The organism is Aurantiacibacter arachoides (assembly GCF_009827335.1).
In the GTDB taxonomy this organism is placed as follows: Bacteria; Pseudomonadota; Alphaproteobacteria; order Sphingomonadales; family Sphingomonadaceae; genus Alteraurantiacibacter; species Alteraurantiacibacter arachoides.
This window is the reverse complement of the sequence record NZ_WTYH01000001.1, coordinates 688620-704678: the sequence shown is the minus strand read 5'-3', so window position 1 is coordinate 704678 and position 16059 is coordinate 688620. Positions and strand designations below refer to the sequence as shown.

The following is a 16059-nucleotide window of genomic DNA, read 5'->3' as shown; positions in this document are numbered from 1 at the left end:
CGGCCACAGCGCTATGCCAGCCAGGGCAGCACCATCTCCCTGACGTCGACCTTGGCCCGCAACCGCGCCGCGAGCAGAGCGGTTCCGCTGATCTTGCGCTGGATGAACAATACGTCGGCCGGCGGCACGTGCCATGCCGCCCGGTCCTGGGCGATAGCCATGCCATCGTCGCGCAGCAGGCCGACGAACTGGCGGTCGCCGAAATCGAAGGGCCCGTCGCGGTTCATTTCCCGCAGGATGATGTCGATAATCGCGTCGATCCGCGCTGCGTGGCGGGCGACCGCATCGGCACCCAAGAAACCCGCGGCCACCGCGGCATCGCGCACCGCTCCACGGTTCCCCGCCAGGCCCGATCGCAGGAGACGCCGGTAATTCTCGGCGACTTCTGGTCCGACGGATCGTGCCGCGCCGAAATCGAGCAGAACGATCCGCCCGCTGTCCTGCTGATAGCGGTAGTTGGCAAAGTTGGGATCGGTCTGCATCAGCCCGAACTCGAACAGCTCGCGCAAGACCAGCGCGATGATCGTGCGCGCGGCGGAATCGCGCTGCGCCTGCGGTGCGTCTTCCAGCGATTCGATCGGGCGGCCTTCGATGAAGTCCATGGCGAGGACGCGCGACGTGGTCAGCGCAGGGTCGAGCACGGGAACGACGACTTCCGGCATATCGGCCAGGAGCGCGCCGAACCGCGTCATCTGCGCGCCCTCCCTCTCGTAATCGGCCTCCTCGGCGAGTTGCTGCTTCGCCTCGGCAAGCAGCGGCGCAATGTCCAGCCCTGCCGGAAGCAGGCCCGACACCCGCAGCAGGATCGCCACGTTGTCGACATCGGCGTCGATGCTCTCGCGCACGCCGGGATACTGGACCTTGATCGCCAGATCGCGGCCGTCACGGGTCGTCGCGCGGTGGACCTGGCCGATGGAGGCGGCTGCCATGGGGCGCGGGTCGAAGCGGCTGAACCGTGTCCGCCAGCCCGGCCCCCATTCGGCCGCCAGCACTCGCTGCAACTGGTCGGGGCGCATGTGGTGGGCATCGTTGCGCAGGCGCGCCATGATCACGGCAAGCTCGGGCGGCAGCATGTCGCCTGCATCCATCGAGATCATCTGGCCCAGCTTCATGGCCGCCCCGCGAAGATGCGACAACCTGTCGGCAAGTCGCATGGCATTGCCCGGGGTCAGCAGCATGTCGCGCAAGCGTGGTCGTTCGCCTTGGCCCAGTCGGCGCGCACCTTCGGCCACCATGCCACCGGCAATCCCGCCAGCCAGGCGGCCGAACTGGCCGAGCCGTGCGAGCCGGCTGTGGGGAACCGCGCGGCCCCGATCATCGCGGCCCCGATCATCCCTGTCGTCACCGCTCATCGGCCTACCATCCCATGCTGCCTGGTATGCCCTTGAACGGACCGGCATAGCGGCTGGTGATCCAGCCGCCGTAGAACTCTCCCGGCTGGGGCAGCGCCGTCTCGCCGTCCACGCTGCAGCGATCGAACGGGGCGGCGTAGAAGGCGACATGATCGCGCAGCATCGCAAAGGCCGGCGTGGGGTTGGGATAGCTCCAGCCGACGCGCGCCAGCACGGCGCCGTCCGTGATCACATCCCAGTACACCGCCGCGCCCTTCCATTCGCAAAAGCTCGACCCTGCGGCCCGGCGCAGCACGCCAGCGGCGATATCCTGCGGCGGGATGTAATAGTTTGGCGGGTGGCTGGTCTCCATCGTGCGGATGGCCGAACGGGTCCGGGCGATGACGGCGCCGCCATGCTCGATCATCACGCATTCGCCGGCCGCTTGCGCAATCGCGGGGCGAGGCAGATCCCAGACGCTGGTCTGGCCCGGTGCAACCGGGTCGCGCCATGGCCTCATGCGGGCCACCGGCGCAGGGCCAGCCGCTGAAGCTTCGGTCGCCAGCGCAGGAACACGCCGTAGAATCGTTCGAGCAGGGCAAGCACAATGGGCAGGCGTGCCGCCTGTCCCAGCGGCCACAGGACAGGGATCGCGCGCCACATCGCTGCAAAGGCGGCGGCACCCGACAGAAGGCGCCCGTCCTCGCTTGCGTGAAATCGGGCAAGCAGGCTGGCCCGGTCGACCGGGCAGCCATCCGCAGACCCGGTTGCGACATCGACGAACGTTATTGCGCTCCGTCGGTCAAGCCGCCGCATGAGGGCAATTTCGCGCTCGCACAACGGGCAACCGCCATCGAACCAGACAACCAGATCTGCCATGACCTGCCATATAGGGAAAGCAGGCGCCATTTCAGGAGGGACAAAGGACCCGGCGCACACGCTTTGCGGTTGATCGACTGGCTCGTCCTACGACAACCGGCGTATGTTTTCCAAATCGCCTTGGCAGGGGAAACCCGCTACACGGCGCGTCACACCTCCACACCATTCGGGCCCAGATCATCGCACGCAAGTATTCCAGGCATTCAGCCGACGAAACCCCGACACACGAGGACGACGCGGAGGCTACTCCGCCTGCCTCATGCTGGCTTTGCTGTCGTCCGCTGGGCAAGACCACGGTCTGGCATCACCCCGTGCCGAAAAGCCGCGGCGGGCGCGATGTCGTGCCGATGCATCCCATTTGCCAGCAGGCCCTGATGGCCAACTTCTCCAACGCGGAGTTGCAGCGTCACGCGCTGGATGTCGATGCCCTGCTGGCCAATCCCGACGTGAGCAAGTTCGTTGCCTGGGTGGCGAAGAAAGACCCTGACTTTACCGCGACTACCGCAAAGAAGAAGCGCTGAGGGCCCGACCGGCGGGACGAAGTGCTAGGGGACTATCAATGGCCAACTCAACCCAGCAAGACGCGCAGCCCGTTTGTGTGGCCGCACTGTACCGGTTCGCAAGCCTAGCCGACTGCGAAAGCCTGCGCGCGCCGCTATGGCAGCTGTGCAGTGACGAGGGCATCAAGGGCACGCTGCTGCTCGCCAGCGAAGGGATCAACGGAACGATCGCCGGATCGCCAGCGGGCATCGAAAGCGTTGTCGCCCACATTCGCAATTGGCCCGGCTGCGCCGAACTGGCGGTAAAATACTCGGCCGCTGCCGTGATGCCGTTCCACCGGCTGAAGGTGCGGATAAAGGCCGAGATCGTCACCATGGGTCAGCCCGGCATCGATCCGGCCACTAATGCCGGAACGTACGTGGAACCCGGCGCCTGGAATGCCCTGCTCGACGATCCCGATACGATCGTGATCGACACGCGCAACGATTACGAAGTCGCGATCGGCTCCTTCCCCGGGGCGATCGATCCAGGGACGGCCACCTTTCGCGACTTTGCCGCTTGGTTCGAGCGCGAGCGCGGACGCCTGATCGGCTCCGGCAAGCCGCCCAAGGTGGCGATGTTCTGCACCGGCGGCATTCGCTGCGAGAAGGCCTCCGCGTTTCTCAAGAAAGAGGGGCTGGACGACGTCTTCCACCTCAAGGGCGGCATTCTCGCCTATCTCGAGCAGGTGGCCGAAAGCGCGAGCCGATGGCAGGGGGAATGCTTCGTTTTCGACCAGCGTGTTGCCGTCGGGCAAGGGCTGGCGGCGGGCACGCATGAGCTGTGCTTCGCTTGCCGACGGCCCGTCAGCCCTTCCGACATGCGATCTCCCCACTTTGAAGCGGGGGTGAGTTGCGCTGCTTGTCACGGGGAAAGGACCGAGGCGCAAAGGGCGTCGTACCGCGAACGACAGGCGCAGGAAAAGCTCGCCGCCCGGCAGGGCCGCGCGCACGTGGGCGCGGTGCTAGCACGTACGGGCGACGACCTTGCCGAGTGAGCGGGTTCTCTACAGCTTTCGCCGCTGCCCCTACGCGATCCGGGCGCGCCTGGCGCTGGCGATCAGTCAGACGCCCTGTACGTTACGCGAAGTGCATCTTGCGCGAAAGCCTGCTGCCATGCTGGCCGTGTCGCCAAAGGCTACCGTTCCCGTGCTTGTCGACGGGGATGGAACGGTGCTGGACGAAAGCATCGACATCATGCGCTGGGCGCTCACCCGTAACGATCCCGAAGGATGGCTGGACCGCGACGACGCCGCGCTCATCGCGCAGAATGACGGGCCATTCAAACACGATCTGGATCGGTACAAGTATCCCGAACGCCATGATGCAGACGCCGCGGTTCATCGCCAGCGCGGATTGGCGTTCCTGGTCACACTGGACGCAAGGTTGTCCGGTTCAAGGCACCTGTGCGGACCGAACCGCGGTATGACAGATGCGGCGATAATGCCGTTCGTCCGCCAGTTTGCCGGCGTGGACAAGCTATGGTTTGCTGCTCAATCCATACCCGGCGTGCAGCGTTGGCTGGCTGGCCATCTGGCGTCGCCGCTGTTCGCAACGGTCATGACGCGCGTTGCGCCGTGGACACCGGGCGACCCGGAAACGGCATTTCCCCCGCCCGGTCCTTCACAGCGCCCGTTTGCGGCAACCCCTATCGTCGAGACAAACTGACATGAGCGTAGCCTTCCGCCGGGACAGTGACGAAGAGCACCTGGAACCGAAATTCGAGATCCCCTTACCCGCCGGGCCGAACCTGGTGACGGCACGCGGCCTCGCGCTGATCGAAAGCCGTATCGCCGAACTGGAAACCAGTCTGGCCGCTTCGAGTGACGAGGCAGCCACCGCTGCCATCAAACGCGATCTGCGATACTGGCGCCAGCGCCGGTCGTCGGCAGAACTCGCGGTCAGGCCCGCCGGCGACATCGTCGGGTTCGGAGTGACGGTCCGCGTCCTCTTCAACGGCAAGCCACGGACGTTCACGATTGTCGGTGATGACGAGGCTGACCCGGCGAACGGCATGATCTCGTTCAAATCGCCTCTGAGTCAGGCCATGCTGGGGTCGGAGATCGACGAAACGCTGCCTTTCGGGAATAATCCGGACGCCATCCGGATCCTTGGGATTATCGTCGACGACACGTTCGGCGCTGACAATGCGCCGCATCCACTGGCGCAACCCGAATAGGTAACCGCCTGGGCTCCGCCGTAAGGGGTGTTGCTGAATTGCGGACGGTCCGCGCGTATTGGTCGGGAGCAGGTATTTGCGTTTCATGGATTTCAGCTCGTGGCAAAGCATTCTGTTGACCGTCGGCGCCCTCGCGCTGGTGACCCTGATCGGGGTTAGCATCCGACTGCTCATCATGCTCACCGTCCAGCAGCGGCGAGAGCGGATGAACCGCCAGATCAACGAACGACTGCGCACGCTGATCGCTGCCTATCGCACGCTCGGCGGCTCCTTTACCGGTGACCTGGCCGTTGATCCGACGCACCTGCGAGACCTGCACCGGGATAGTGCGGAGAGCCATCCGGTTCACATTGCGCCGGGGGATCTGTTACCCCAATCACTTGGCTCGGATCGCTCGCGCCGCATCCGCGACGCGGTCGAAGCTGCGTTGTCCGACATTCTGCTGCTGGGAACCGACGAGCAGGTCCGTCTGGCGGACAAGGCCGCGCGCGACCTTGTCGCAGGCCGCCGGGTTCACACGCATGAACTGGTCGTTTCGCTACGCAACTTCGTTCGCCACGCCCTCCAGCTCGATCCCATCCCTGACGATCTCGCGATCGGGATTCCGATACAGGGACCGACACGTCCGGCGAGTTCGGCCAGCGGCAAGGGCCGTGGGAGTGGGGATGGCGGCCGTGGCGGCGGCGGCGGCGGTATGGGTGGTGGCATGGGCGGCGGTGGCATGGCCATGGGCGGCATGGGCATGGGTGTCGGAGCCAGCGCCGCCGGACCGGGAGAACCCGGCGAAGCATGAATCGGCCAAATGGTCAGCCCAGATATCTGAACTGGCTTGGAAGTCCGTGCGGTTGGTCACCACAGCTAACGTGACGACCCGGTATGCGTGATCGGCTACCGCTGGATCACCGCAACCGTTGATCGATCATATCGGGTTCGACCGGTTGGCTGTCTGTGTCGTGTCAGCCGGTGCTCGTGGGCGGTTGCGGGGCGTGATGCTCCACACGGTATTGGACACGTCGTCTGCCACGAGCAGCCTTCCGCGCGGCGCATCGAACAGAACCCCTACCGGCCGTCCGCGCGCTTCGCCATCGGCCAGGAACCCTGTCAGGAAGTCGATGGGATCGCCCGAGGGCCGCCCGCCGCTGAAGGGCACGAAAACGACCTTGTAGCCCGAGCGGTCATCGCGGTTCCAGCTGCCGTGCTCGCCGACGAAGGCGCCCTCGGCAAACCGGCCGCCCATGCCGCCGTCGCTCACAAAGCTCAGGCCGAGCGCCGCGACGTGGCTGCCGAGCGCGTAATCGGGTGCTATCGCCCGCGCCACCATGTCGGGCCTTTGCGGGTGGACGCGCGGGTCGACGGTCTGGCCGTAATAACTGTAAGGCCAGCCGTAGAACCCGCCTTCCCGCACGGAGGTGAGGTAATCGGGCACGAGTTCGGGGCCCAGTTCGTCACGCTCGTTGACGACCGACCACAGGCGGTTGCCCCAGGGGTCGAACGCCAGCGCGGTGGGATTGCGGATACCGCTGGCGAAGACGCGGCTGGAGCCGTCGGCCGGGTCGACCTCCCAGATCACGGCGCGGTCCTCCTCGGCGTCCATGCCGCGCTCGCCCACGTTGCTGTTCGATCCGATGCCGACGTAGAGGCGGCTGCCATCGGGGCTGGCCGTCAGCGCCTTGGTCCAGTGGTGGTTGATGACGGCGGGCAGGTCGGTGACCTTTTCGCCCGGCGCCGTAATGGCCGTCGCACCGTCGGTGTAGGGGAAGCGCATCAGGTCGCCCTGGTTGGCGACGTAGATGGCGCCGTCCACGAAAGCGAGGCCGTAAGGCGCGTCGAGATCGGAGATGAAGGTGGTCTGCAGGTTGGTTTGCCCGTCGCCGTCGCTGTCGCGCAGCAACGTGATGCGATCGCCGCCCTCGACCGGGCTCTTGCCGCGACCCTTCAGAATACCGGCAATGATGTCCTTGGGGCGCAGCTTGGGCGCCTTGCCGCCGGAACCTTCGGCCACCAGCACGTCACCATTGGGCAGGACGAGCATCTGGCGCGGAATCTTCAGGTCCTGCGCGATCGGCGTGACGACGTAGCCTTCGGGCACGGTCGGCAGTTCACCGTCCCACCCGGCGGGCGGAGCGATGGCGATGGCGGGGATGAGGCTGTCTGCCTGGTCCGGCAGGGTCGGCGAGGCACCGGTCTGGTCGAGCCCTTCCGAAGACGGCGAACAGGCGGCAACGAGCGCCAGTAGCGGCAGCGCGGCGAGGGACAGGCGCGTCATGAGCGGGTCTCCGTGACGACGGTTCGGGAATGAACGATGAAGGCGGCGACCAGCGCCAGCACGGTGCACACGATGGACATGACCAGGCCCGCGGTGCCGACCGAGTGCCACCCGTCCTTTGCGTGTTGCAGGGCGTTGACGAAGCCGGTGACGAACATGCTCGCCACCACGATAAGGTACAGGAGACTGCGTCCCCTCGCTCCGCGCGCCCCCATTCGGCGTCCTGGGCCGAAGAAGAATGCGATCAGCGCCCAGGCCAGCAGCAGTCCGGCGAACAGGTCCGCCCCGGCGATCAGCCACTGCGAAAAGTTGGTCCACTGCACGACCGCGGTCTGCAGGTAGGCAATGTCGCTGACGAGCGCCGCCGGATAAAGCGCGACCGGAAAGGCCAGCAGGATGGCGTGGATGGGGCTGGCGAGAGGCGCTGTGCGCACTCCGGGGTCTGTCATTGATCGCTCCGGCCTGTTGATCGAATGCCCCTTCAACCGGCAAGGGGCGCAAAAGGTCCGGGAATTTGCGGCACTCACCCGACAAGGGCGGGCAGCGCTCCGAACAGGACGGCGACGCCTGCCATCCCGATGGCGAGCGGAGTGACGTGTCGGCCCGCGCCACGCGCGCGCCTTGCCGCCCGCAAACGCCACAGCCAGATTAGCGCTGCAAGCGCGACAACCGTGGCGGCAAGCGCGATCCACCGTGCCGCGGGATCGCCGGGAAACGCGCTGCTCGCACCCCAGAGGGCGGTAAAATGCGCCGTCCACACGGCAAAGGCCCAGCCCGCGCCCTGCCAGTCGGTGGTCTCGGTGTAGTGGCCTGCCACCTCTCAGCCCCCCGGAAACAGCCGCACGACCGCGGCGGTCAGCAGGCCCTGCACCGCCACGTAGCCGATGAAGCGGGTCACGGTGTCGAGCGTGACGTTCGCTGGCCCGGTCAGCAGCCCGCGCCCGCTGCGGTAGCCGAGATAGAGCGCCATGATGACGGCGATGGCCGCGCATACGGCCTGGAAGGCGACCAGCGCAAACACGGTGGCACCCTGTCCGCTGGCCTGCGGCAGCAGCCCCGCCTCGTGCCAGCCGGTCCAATCGAACCAGCTCCCCGCCACCAGCGCCCCGCTGGCTAGCGCCGCCAGCAGCCACGGACCTTGCCCCGGAAACACGCCCTTCTCCGACCGGGCCAGCACCGCGCGCGATGCCCGGGCGAATATAAAGGCGATGGCGGCAAGGCCGGCGACGATCCCGCTCTGCCACAGCGGCGGGGCGGCGATCCAGACCTCGGGGTGGATGCCGTAAAGGTAAAGGTAGGCGAACACCGCCATGAAGGCGATCATGCCCATAACTACCATCAGCGTGTTGAGCGCCCACCAGCCGTGGCTGGAAGGCCCCGTGATGGCGACCGGCAGCACGATACCTGCGCCCACGTCCGCCTCGGTGTGTTTGAGCGGGCGATCGGTCTCCCACAGCCAGCGCAGCACGCAGGCAATGGCGACCACGCCGGCGACCAGCGAGAAGGCGTAGGCTTGGACCGTCAGGGACAGGAAATGCAGCGCCGTGCCCACCGCCGCCGCCAGTGGCCAGGGCGAGGGGCCGGGCATGATCTGCAGGTACTGCGGCTCGGCATTGATCGGGCTGGTAATCAGCGTTTCCCGCAGGCCCGTTGCGCTGCCGGGGAGGAAGTAGCGTCCCTCCTCCACCCGGCGGCCAAGGTCGGGATCGTCCCACAATGGCTCGCGGCTCTTGACCAGCGGGATGGAGCGCGTCGAATAGAGCCCGGTCGGCAGCCATTCCAGCGTGCCCCCGCCATAGACGTTGCCCGCCTCGTCCTCTGCCGAGAAGCGGAACTTGCGGAACAGGTCGACGATGAACAGCAGCACGCCCGCCGCGATCACGAAGGCGCCCACGCTGGAAACGAGGTTCAGCAGGTCGAGGCCCCGACCCGGCAGATAGGTGTAGACCCGGCGCGGCATCCCCATCAGCCCGGTCAGGTGCATCGGCAGGAAGGTGATGTGGATGCCGGCAAACATCAGCCAGAACACCCAGCGGCCCAGCCGTTCGCTCAGCGCGCGCTTGCTGGTCATGCCGAACCAGTAATAGAACGCGCCGAACATCGGCAGCACCATCCCGCCGATCAGCACGTAGTGCAGGTGGGCGACGATGAAATAGGTGTCGTGCGCCTGCCAGTCGAACGGCACCATGCCGACCATCACGCCCGTCAATCCGCCCATCACGAAGATCAGCAGCCCGCCGACCACGAACAGCGCAGGCACCGACCAGCGGATCTTTCCGCTCGCCAATGTGGCGATCCAGCAGAACACCTGGATCCCGGCGGGAAGGCTGACCGCCATGCTCGCCGCGCTGAAATAGCCGGTGGAGACGCGCGGCATGCCGGTGGCGAACATATGGTGCGCCCAGACGCCGAAGCTGATGAAACCGGTGGCGATGATCGCCAGCACGTTTAGCCGGTAGCCGACCAGTTCGGTGCGGGCGATGGTGGCGACCATCATGCTCATCAGGCCGGCGGCGGGCAGGAAGATGATGTAGACTTCCGGGTGACCGAAGAACCAGAACAGGTGCTGCCACAGCAGCGGATCGCCGCCGCGGGTGGGATCGAAGAACGGCCAGTTGAAGGCGCGCTCCAGCTCCAGCAGCAGGGTGCCCAGGATCACGCTGGGAAAGGCGACCACGATCATCACCGCGAAGACCAGCATGGCCCAGGCGAACACCGGCATCCGGCTCAGCGTCATGCCCGGCGCGCGGGTGCGCAGCACGCCCACGATGATCTCGATCGCGCCGGCGATGGCGGAAATCTCGATGAAGCCGATGCCCAGCAGCCAGAAGTCGGTGTTGATGCCGGGACTGTAGGCGATGGAGGTCAGCGGCGGGTACATGAACCAGCCGCCGTCGGGTGCGAGGCCCACGAACAGCGAGCAGAAGAACAGCAAGCCGCCCACGAAATAGGCCCAGAAGGCGTAGGCGGAAAGGCGCGGGAACGGCAGGTCGCGCGCGGCCAGCATCTGCGGCAGCAGCAGCACGCCGATCGCCTCCACCATGGGCACGGCGAACAGGAACATCATCACCGTGCCGTGCATGGTGAAGAACTGGTTGTAGGTGTCGACCGGCAGGAACTCCTGCAACGGCGCGGCCAGCTGCACCCGCATCCCCAGCGAGAGGATCCCTGCCAGCAGGAAGAACAGAAAGGCGGTGCCGACGTAGTAGATGCCGATGTAGTTGTTGTTGACCGCGGTCAGGTAACCCCAGCCCTTCGGCGCGCCCCAGACGCGCTTCAACTCCTCCAGCTCGCCCTCGGGCCGGGGGCCGGCCGTGGGAAAGCGATCGTAGAGGGCGTGGTCGAACCCCGTCTCGCTCATCGCGGGGTGTCCAGCCAGGCCGCGATGGCTGCGATTTCCTGCGCGGACAGCAGATCATAGCTCGGCATCCGGTTGCCAGGCTTGATCGCCTGGCTGTCGGTGATCCACCCCTGCAGCGTGCCGCGATTGTTGGGCAACACGCCCGCACCCAGCGTTTGACGGCGGGCGAGATGCGTCAGGTCTGGTCCGGACAGCCCGTTCGCCTGCGTGCCCTCCACGCGGTGGCAGGCAGCGCAGCCGCTGGCCATGAACAGCGCCTCGCCATCCGGAGCGCCGCCCGCAGCCGGGCCGCGGGCGATGGCCGCCGTGCGCCGTGCCATGTCCGGCAGCGCGCCGGGCACGTCCTGTTGTTCGGCAAGACCCGACGGCCCCAGCCGCTCTCCGGCGAGGAAGCGGCGATAGTCAGCCTCCTCGTGCGCGACGGCGACGAAGCCCATCAGCGCGTGCGGCCCGCCGCAGTATTCGGCGCAGACCCCGCCGTAGTGGCCGGCCCGGTCGGCCTGCACCTTCAGCGTGTTGGTGCGGCCGGGGATCATGTCCTCCTTGCCCGAAAGATTGGGCACCCAGAAACTGTGGATCACGTCGGCGCTGCGCAGTTCGAGCACCACCGGGCGCCCGACCGGCAGGTGGACTTCGTTGGCATCGCGCAGGATCACCCGGCCCGCCGCGTCAAGATATTCGACATCCCACCACCACATGTGCCCCGTCACCCGAATGCGCTGCTCGTCGCCGCGAATGGGATCGGTCAGCGAGGCGGTGAGCGTCAGCCCCCAGACCAGCAGGCCCGCCAGCACCACGCCGGGAAAGGCGACACCCATGATCCAGACTGTCTTCTCACCGCCGATCCGCGCCTTCCATTTCGCCGGGCCGAACAGCGCGACGTACAGCGCCGCGGCGACGATAGCGGTCACCACGCCGCCCATGGCGAACAGCGCCCAGGCGAGCACGGTCACGCTTTCGGCATAAGGCCCTGCGGGGTCGAGCACGGGCGGCGGCCAGCCCCACCAGGCATCGAATACGGTCCGGGTGTCAGTCATCGGCACTACCATAGAGATAGGCGGCAACGGCGCGCGCCTCTGATTGCGTGATCGGCATGGGCGGCATCGTGCTGCCGGGCTTGGCAAGCGGGGCATTGCGCACGAAGGCGGCCAGGTTGGCGGGCGTGTTGGGCAAGGCACCGGCGATCGGGCCGCGCCCGTCGAAAGCGGTCAGGTCCGGCCCGGCATCGCCGCGCGGCCAGTCGACGCCGGGAAGGGCGTGACACGCGGCGCAGCCTGCGGCGGTGGCCACGGCACGGCCGCGCTCCACCACCTCGGGGGCAAATTCGTGACGCGCCTCGACCGGCGGCTTGCAAGCTGCGGCCGTCGCTGCCAGCACAAGCGCGGCGATCACGCGGGGCGCCAAGGAACCGGCGCGGCGGCATTCGGGTTGGAAGGACGAGCGATGACCGGGTTTCCTGCCATTTTCCGCCTGCTGGGCGGTCTTGCCGTGTGCGGCGCCGCCGGTTGCACTGATCCCGCAATCGTCGAGGACCCGTTCGATCAAACCGGCGAACTTATCGCCTTCAGCGGCGGAGAGGCCGGCGCGCTCGCCGCCTGCTCCACCTGCCACGGCGTGCAGGGAGAAGGCGATGGCAACCTCGCCCCGCGCATCGCCGGGCTGGACCAGGGATACGCCCTGCGCCAGCTCGAACATTTTGCCTCCGGCGCGCGCAAGCATCCGCAGATGTACCGGATCGCCACGACGCTGGACGGCGCGGCGCGCGAAAAGGTCACCGCCTACTACGCCGCGATGCCATACGATCCGGCCCCGAACGGGGCGGCGCCCGGCGCTGCGCCAGACCAGTGTGCAGGTGCGACGATCTATCACGATGGGGTGCCCTCGCAGGGCGTCGCTTCGTGCGCAAGTTGCCACGGCGCGGACGGGCTCGGCAATGCAGGCAACCCGCCGCTTGCCGGGCAGAGCGCGCCATATCTCGCCCACCAGCTGGACGCCTGGGCCAGCGGCGAGCGATACGGCGATGCGAGGGCCGCGATGACTGCCATCAGCCGCGCTCTGCATCCGACCGATCGGCAAGCGGTGGCGGCGTATGCCGCGCGCCTTGCGGATGCTGGCGGCGATCCTGCACTTCCGGAAACATGCCTTCCAGAACGTCGTCCCCGTCGATGAAATGGTGTTTGATCGCCGCCAGCGCATGGGCGGGGACCAGCAGCGCCAGAACGATGACCGCCGCCACGTGCACGTCCATCGCCCAGTCCAGCACGCGGAACTGCCAGGCGCGCGACAGGTCGTAGAACGGCATGGGCGGGACCGGGATGATCCCTGCAAGAAACAGCGGCCGCGCCGGCTGGATCGCCGACCACATCGCCCAGCCCGACAGTGGCAGGATGGTGAACAGCGCATAGAATATCGCGTGCGTGATGTGGGCGATCGTCGATGCGACACCCGGTTCGTCGGCATCGTTGATGGGTCCCGGCACGATCAGGCGCCACAGCAGCCGCAGCAGGCCCAGTGCCAGCAGGCTTAGCCCTATCTGCGAATGCAGGGCATAGGCATCCAGCTTCTCGCCCCCGACAAGATAGCGCTGGATCCACCAGCCGGTGCCCAGCTGGAAAATGACGACGGCCGCCATGATCCAGTGGAAGGCTACGCCCACCGGCGTGTACCGGCCCCGGTCCCGGTAGCCCTTGGCCCATTGCCCCAGCCTGTTCATGCAGGGCGAGAGGCGGGCAATGGCCGGGCGTCGGCCCCCAGCGCGCGCCAGAGCATGGCCATTGCCAGCAGCAGGTAGGCCCCGCCCCCGCCGACCCACATGACCAGGCCGGCGACCTGCTGATCCTCCAGCGCGGTGAGGCCCCAGAGCGTCGTTGTCAGCCAGTGCGGCGCGTAGAGCGCCCGGCCGGCGAAGACGAGCAGAGCGCCCAGCACGCCCATCTGCACCATCTGCGCCAGCAGGCCCGCCGCCGCGCCCAGCGCCGTTGCGCGGCGCACGGAAACCCACCAGGCGGCAGCACTGAGAGTGATCGATACCTGCATTGCCCAGAACACCAGGTCGTTCGACATGGCCTGCGCGTAAGAGGCCGGCACGTGCCAGGCCCACAAGATTGCGGTCTGCACCACCGTGGCAAGCCCCAGCGAAACGTTCGGAAAGGCCCTTGCCCCGACCGCCCCGACCAGCAACGGCGCGAGCACCAGCGCGAGCGCCAGGTGGTGGATCGAACGGGCAAGGAACAGGGCAGAGCCCAGCGCGCACAAGGGCGTGACGAACAGGATCACCATGCAGGCGGTCGCCGCCAATTGGCTGCGCATCGTTGCCCGCGACGCCTTGAAACCGAACAGCAGCAGCACGGCGAGCGAACCGAGCAGGACCCAATCCCAGTTCCAGTGCGCCAGCCAGTGTGCCGGTCCCGGCGCTTCACCGCAGTAGGGATGCCAGCGTTGCGCATGGGTCGTCGTCATGGGAGTCATCGGGCGACCCTATCGAAAGTCGCATGTCATGCAATCGCGACGATCGCCTGCTTTCAATCTCTTTCGCGGCTGATCATCGCCATGCGCGGGCAGAACTCCCCTCGCCGACTTTTGCCAAAGGCATTGAGAAGCGGCTCGCAGGCCGTTAGCGATGCCGCAAACCTGCCTTTGCCCCCCGAGGACGCGCAACCATGATCCATCGCCTGCTACCCTTCGTTCTTCTCGCCGGCTGCGCCACACATGCAGAGCCGGTCTTGATCGCCGGGCCGGTTGACGCCCGCCCGGCAGACCAAACGTATGCTCAGGAAGACGCGCGTCTGCTCGCCTTTCTCGACGCCGCGTTCGATGCCCAGAGCGCCCTCAGTCCGGAACAGCTGACGAGCCTGGGATCGCGGCAGGATTACGACAGGCTCGGCGACTACACGCTCGAATCCGGCGACGCGGAAATGCAGCTCGCAGAGCGCCAGCTGGCGCAGATGCGCGCGCAATTCGATCCCGCGCGATTGGGTGCCTCGGCCCGGCTCAGCTACATCCTGTTCGAACGCGAGGTGGAGCGTCGCCGCGAAGACGATCGGTTCCGCGCCTATGGCTTCCCGGTTTCGACCAACGGCACGCCGGCCGGCAGCATCCCGGTCTTCCTCATCAACCAGCACAGGGTGGAAACCGTCGCCGACGCACGCGCCTATATCGCCCGGCTGCGCGACAGTGAGCGCGTGATGCGTGAGACCGTAGCGGTAATGGAGCAGCAGGCAGCGCTCGGCATCGTGCCGCCCGCCATGGTGTTCGCACCGGCGACCGCCGACGCCCGCAGCATCCTGACGGGGGCGCCGTTCGCCTCCGGCCCGGACAACCCGATCTGGGCCGATTTCCAGGCAAAGGTGAACGCGCTGGATATCCCCGATGGTGAGAAGACCGAACTGCTGGGGGACGCACGCGCAGCGCTGACCGGCCCGTTCCGCAACGGGGTCGAAACGCTGATTGCCGGGATCCAGGCGCTCGAACCGCGTGCCGATGGCAACAACGGCGCATGGAGCCTGCCGGACGGCGACGCCTATTACGCCAATCGCCTGGCAGCCTACACCACCACCGATCTTTCCGCCGACCAGATCCACACGATCGGGCTTGAGCAGGTGGCCGCCATTCGGGCCGAGATGGAAGAGGTCAGGCGGGAGATCGGCTTCACCGGCACGCTGGAGGAATTCTTCGCCGCGCTGCGAAGCGATCCGGCCTACAAATACCCCAACACCGCCGAAGGGCGGGAGCGCTATCTGGAGGAAGCCCGTGCGCTGATCGCGAGTGTCATGGCCCTGGCCCCGCAATATTTCGAGCGTCTTCCCGAGGCCGCGCTGGAAGTGCGCGCGGTGGAACCATTCCGCCAGGACACCGCCGCCGTCGCCTTTTACAATCGCCCCGCGCCCGATGGCACGCGGCCCGGCATCTTCTACGTCAATCTGGCGGACATGAACCAGGTCAACCGCATCCAGACCGATGCCATTGCCGCGCACGAGGGTGCGCCCGGCCACCACTTCCAGATCGCCCGCGCGCAGGAGCTGCAGGGTATACCCAAGTTCCGGCGCTTCGGCGGATACAGCGCCTACACCGAAGGCTGGGGGCTGTATTCGGAGCGGCTGGCGGACGAGATGGGCGTCTACACCACGCCTGAACAGCGCTTCGGAATGCTGTCGCTGCAGATGTGGCGCGCAATCCGGCTGGTGCTCGATACCGGCATCCATGCCAAGCGCTGGTCGCGGGAGGAGGCAATCGCCTATTTCCGCGCCAATTCTCCCAATTCCGAACGCGACATGGCCAAGGAAGTCGATCGCTACATCAACAATCCCGGCCAGGCGACCAGCTACATGATCGGCCAGCTGAGGATCGCGGAATTGCGCGACCGTGCGGAGACCGAGCTGGGCCCCCGCTTCGATATTCGCGCTTTTCACGAGGCGGTGCTGGGTCAGGGCGCATTGCCGCTCGATACGCTCGAGACGCAGGTGGATGCCTACATCGCGCGCATCAAACAACAGTCGTGAAGGCGG

The 16059-nt window shown here is 66.8% G+C and carries 17 protein-coding genes and 1 pseudogene; 7 read left to right on the top strand and 11 right to left on the bottom strand.

Annotation, left to right across the window (positions count from 1 at the left end; genetic code table 11):
• Positions 1-11 precede the first annotated feature (11 nt).
• The 3 genes from GRI62_RS03520 to GRI62_RS03510 are packed head-to-tail and all read right to left on the bottom strand — an operon-like array spanning position 12 to position 2210.
• Entirely contained in the window at positions 12-1352 is a 1341-nt protein-coding gene (locus tag GRI62_RS03520) for an ABC1 kinase family protein (RefSeq protein ID WP_131452031.1), read from the bottom strand.
• Positions 1353-1356: 4 nt separating this feature from the next.
• A complete protein-coding gene (locus GRI62_RS03515; RefSeq protein ID WP_131452030.1) occupies positions 1357-1851 on the bottom strand; it encodes a DUF427 domain-containing protein in 495 nt (164 codons plus the stop codon).
• The gene (locus tag GRI62_RS03510) at positions 1848-2210 is read right to left on the bottom strand and encodes a thiol-disulfide oxidoreductase DCC family protein (protein ID WP_131452029.1); all 363 of its coding nucleotides are present in this window, start codon (positions 2208-2210) and stop codon (positions 1848-1850) included. Before GRI62_RS03510 ends, GRI62_RS03515 begins: the two co-directional genes overlap by 4 nt.
• 179 nt (positions 2211-2389) lie before the next feature.
• On the opposite strand from GRI62_RS03510, the gene GRI62_RS03505 reads away from it, so the two are divergent.
• The 5 genes from GRI62_RS03505 to GRI62_RS03485 all read left to right on the top strand — a co-directional run bounded on the left by GRI62_RS03505 (position 2390) and on the right by GRI62_RS03485 (position 5721).
• Positions 2390-2731 (top strand): hypothetical protein, encoded by a 342-nt coding sequence (locus tag GRI62_RS03505; RefSeq protein ID WP_131452028.1) that lies wholly within the window; start codon positions 2390-2392, stop codon positions 2729-2731.
• Positions 2732-2769: 38 nt separating this feature from the next.
• Complete coding sequence (gene trhO / locus GRI62_RS03500; RefSeq protein WP_131452027.1) at positions 2770-3747, top strand: oxygen-dependent tRNA uridine(34) hydroxylase TrhO; 978 nt, start codon at positions 2770-2772, stop codon at positions 3745-3747.
• Positions 3737-4417, top strand: a complete 681-nt coding sequence (locus GRI62_RS03495; protein WP_131452026.1) for a glutathione S-transferase — start codon at positions 3737-3739, stop codon at positions 4415-4417. The genes trhO and GRI62_RS03495 overlap by 11 nt, the downstream gene beginning before the upstream one ends.
• A gap of 1 nt (position 4418) precedes the next feature.
• A complete protein-coding gene (locus GRI62_RS03490; RefSeq protein ID WP_131452025.1) occupies positions 4419-4928 on the top strand; it encodes a GreA/GreB family elongation factor in 510 nt (169 codons plus the stop codon).
• 85 nt (positions 4929-5013) lie between these two features.
• Positions 5014-5721, top strand: a complete 708-nt coding sequence (locus GRI62_RS03485; protein ID WP_131452024.1) for a hypothetical protein — start codon at positions 5014-5016, stop codon at positions 5719-5721.
• A 126-nt stretch (positions 5722-5847) separates the two neighbouring features.
• Here GRI62_RS03485 and GRI62_RS03480 read toward each other — a convergent pair whose 3' ends face one another.
• The 6 genes from GRI62_RS03480 to GRI62_RS03455 form a co-directional block, all read right to left on the bottom strand.
• On the bottom strand, positions 5848-7194 hold the full coding sequence (locus GRI62_RS03480; protein ID WP_131452023.1) for a PQQ-dependent sugar dehydrogenase: 1347 nt from the start codon (positions 7192-7194) through the stop codon (positions 5848-5850).
• Positions 7191-7643, bottom strand: a complete 453-nt coding sequence (locus tag GRI62_RS03475) for a DUF2231 domain-containing protein (RefSeq protein WP_131452022.1) — start codon at positions 7641-7643, stop codon at positions 7191-7193. Before GRI62_RS03475 ends, GRI62_RS03480 begins: the two co-directional genes overlap by 4 nt.
• A 74-nt stretch (positions 7644-7717) precedes the next feature.
• Positions 7718-8011, bottom strand: coding sequence for a hypothetical protein (locus GRI62_RS03470; protein ID WP_131452021.1), 294 nt, complete (start codon positions 8009-8011; stop codon positions 7718-7720).
• Positions 8012-8014: 3 nt separating this feature from the next.
• Positions 8015-10555, bottom strand: coding sequence for a cbb3-type cytochrome c oxidase subunit I (locus GRI62_RS03465; protein WP_131452020.1), 2541 nt, complete (start codon positions 10553-10555; stop codon positions 8015-8017).
• Positions 10552-11592 (bottom strand): cytochrome c oxidase subunit II, encoded by a 1041-nt coding sequence (locus GRI62_RS03460; RefSeq protein ID WP_199799899.1) that lies wholly within the window; start codon positions 11590-11592, stop codon positions 10552-10554. Before GRI62_RS03460 ends, GRI62_RS03465 begins: the two co-directional genes overlap by 4 nt.
• Positions 11585-11947, bottom strand: a complete 363-nt coding sequence (locus GRI62_RS03455; protein WP_160731805.1) for a c-type cytochrome — start codon at positions 11945-11947, stop codon at positions 11585-11587. The genes GRI62_RS03460 and GRI62_RS03455 overlap by 8 nt, the downstream gene beginning before the upstream one ends.
• Positions 11948-11998: 51 nt before the next feature.
• Between GRI62_RS03455 and GRI62_RS14490 the strand changes: the two are divergent.
• Positions 11999-12586: pseudogene (locus GRI62_RS14490) on the top strand (c-type cytochrome); the annotation flags it as partial.
• A 13-nt stretch (positions 12587-12599) separates the two neighbouring features.
• On the opposite strand, the gene GRI62_RS03445 reads toward GRI62_RS14490, so the two are convergent.
• Both GRI62_RS03445 and GRI62_RS03440 read right to left on the bottom strand, forming a co-directional pair.
• Positions 12600-13268 carry a cytochrome b gene (locus GRI62_RS03445; RefSeq protein ID WP_131452018.1) on the bottom strand — a complete coding sequence of 223 codons (669 nt, stop codon included), beginning with the start codon at positions 13266-13268 and terminating at the stop codon, positions 12600-12602.
• Positions 13265-14014, bottom strand: a complete 750-nt coding sequence (locus GRI62_RS03440) for a cytochrome c oxidase assembly protein (protein WP_131452017.1) — start codon at positions 14012-14014, stop codon at positions 13265-13267. Before GRI62_RS03440 ends, GRI62_RS03445 begins: the two co-directional genes overlap by 4 nt.
• Positions 14015-14214: 200 nt before the next feature.
• Between GRI62_RS03440 and GRI62_RS03435 the strand changes: the two genes are divergently transcribed.
• On the top strand, positions 14215-16053 hold the full coding sequence (locus tag GRI62_RS03435; protein ID WP_131452016.1) for a DUF885 domain-containing protein: 1839 nt from the start codon (positions 14215-14217) through the stop codon (positions 16051-16053).
• The last annotated feature ends 6 nt before the right edge of the window (positions 16054-16059 follow it).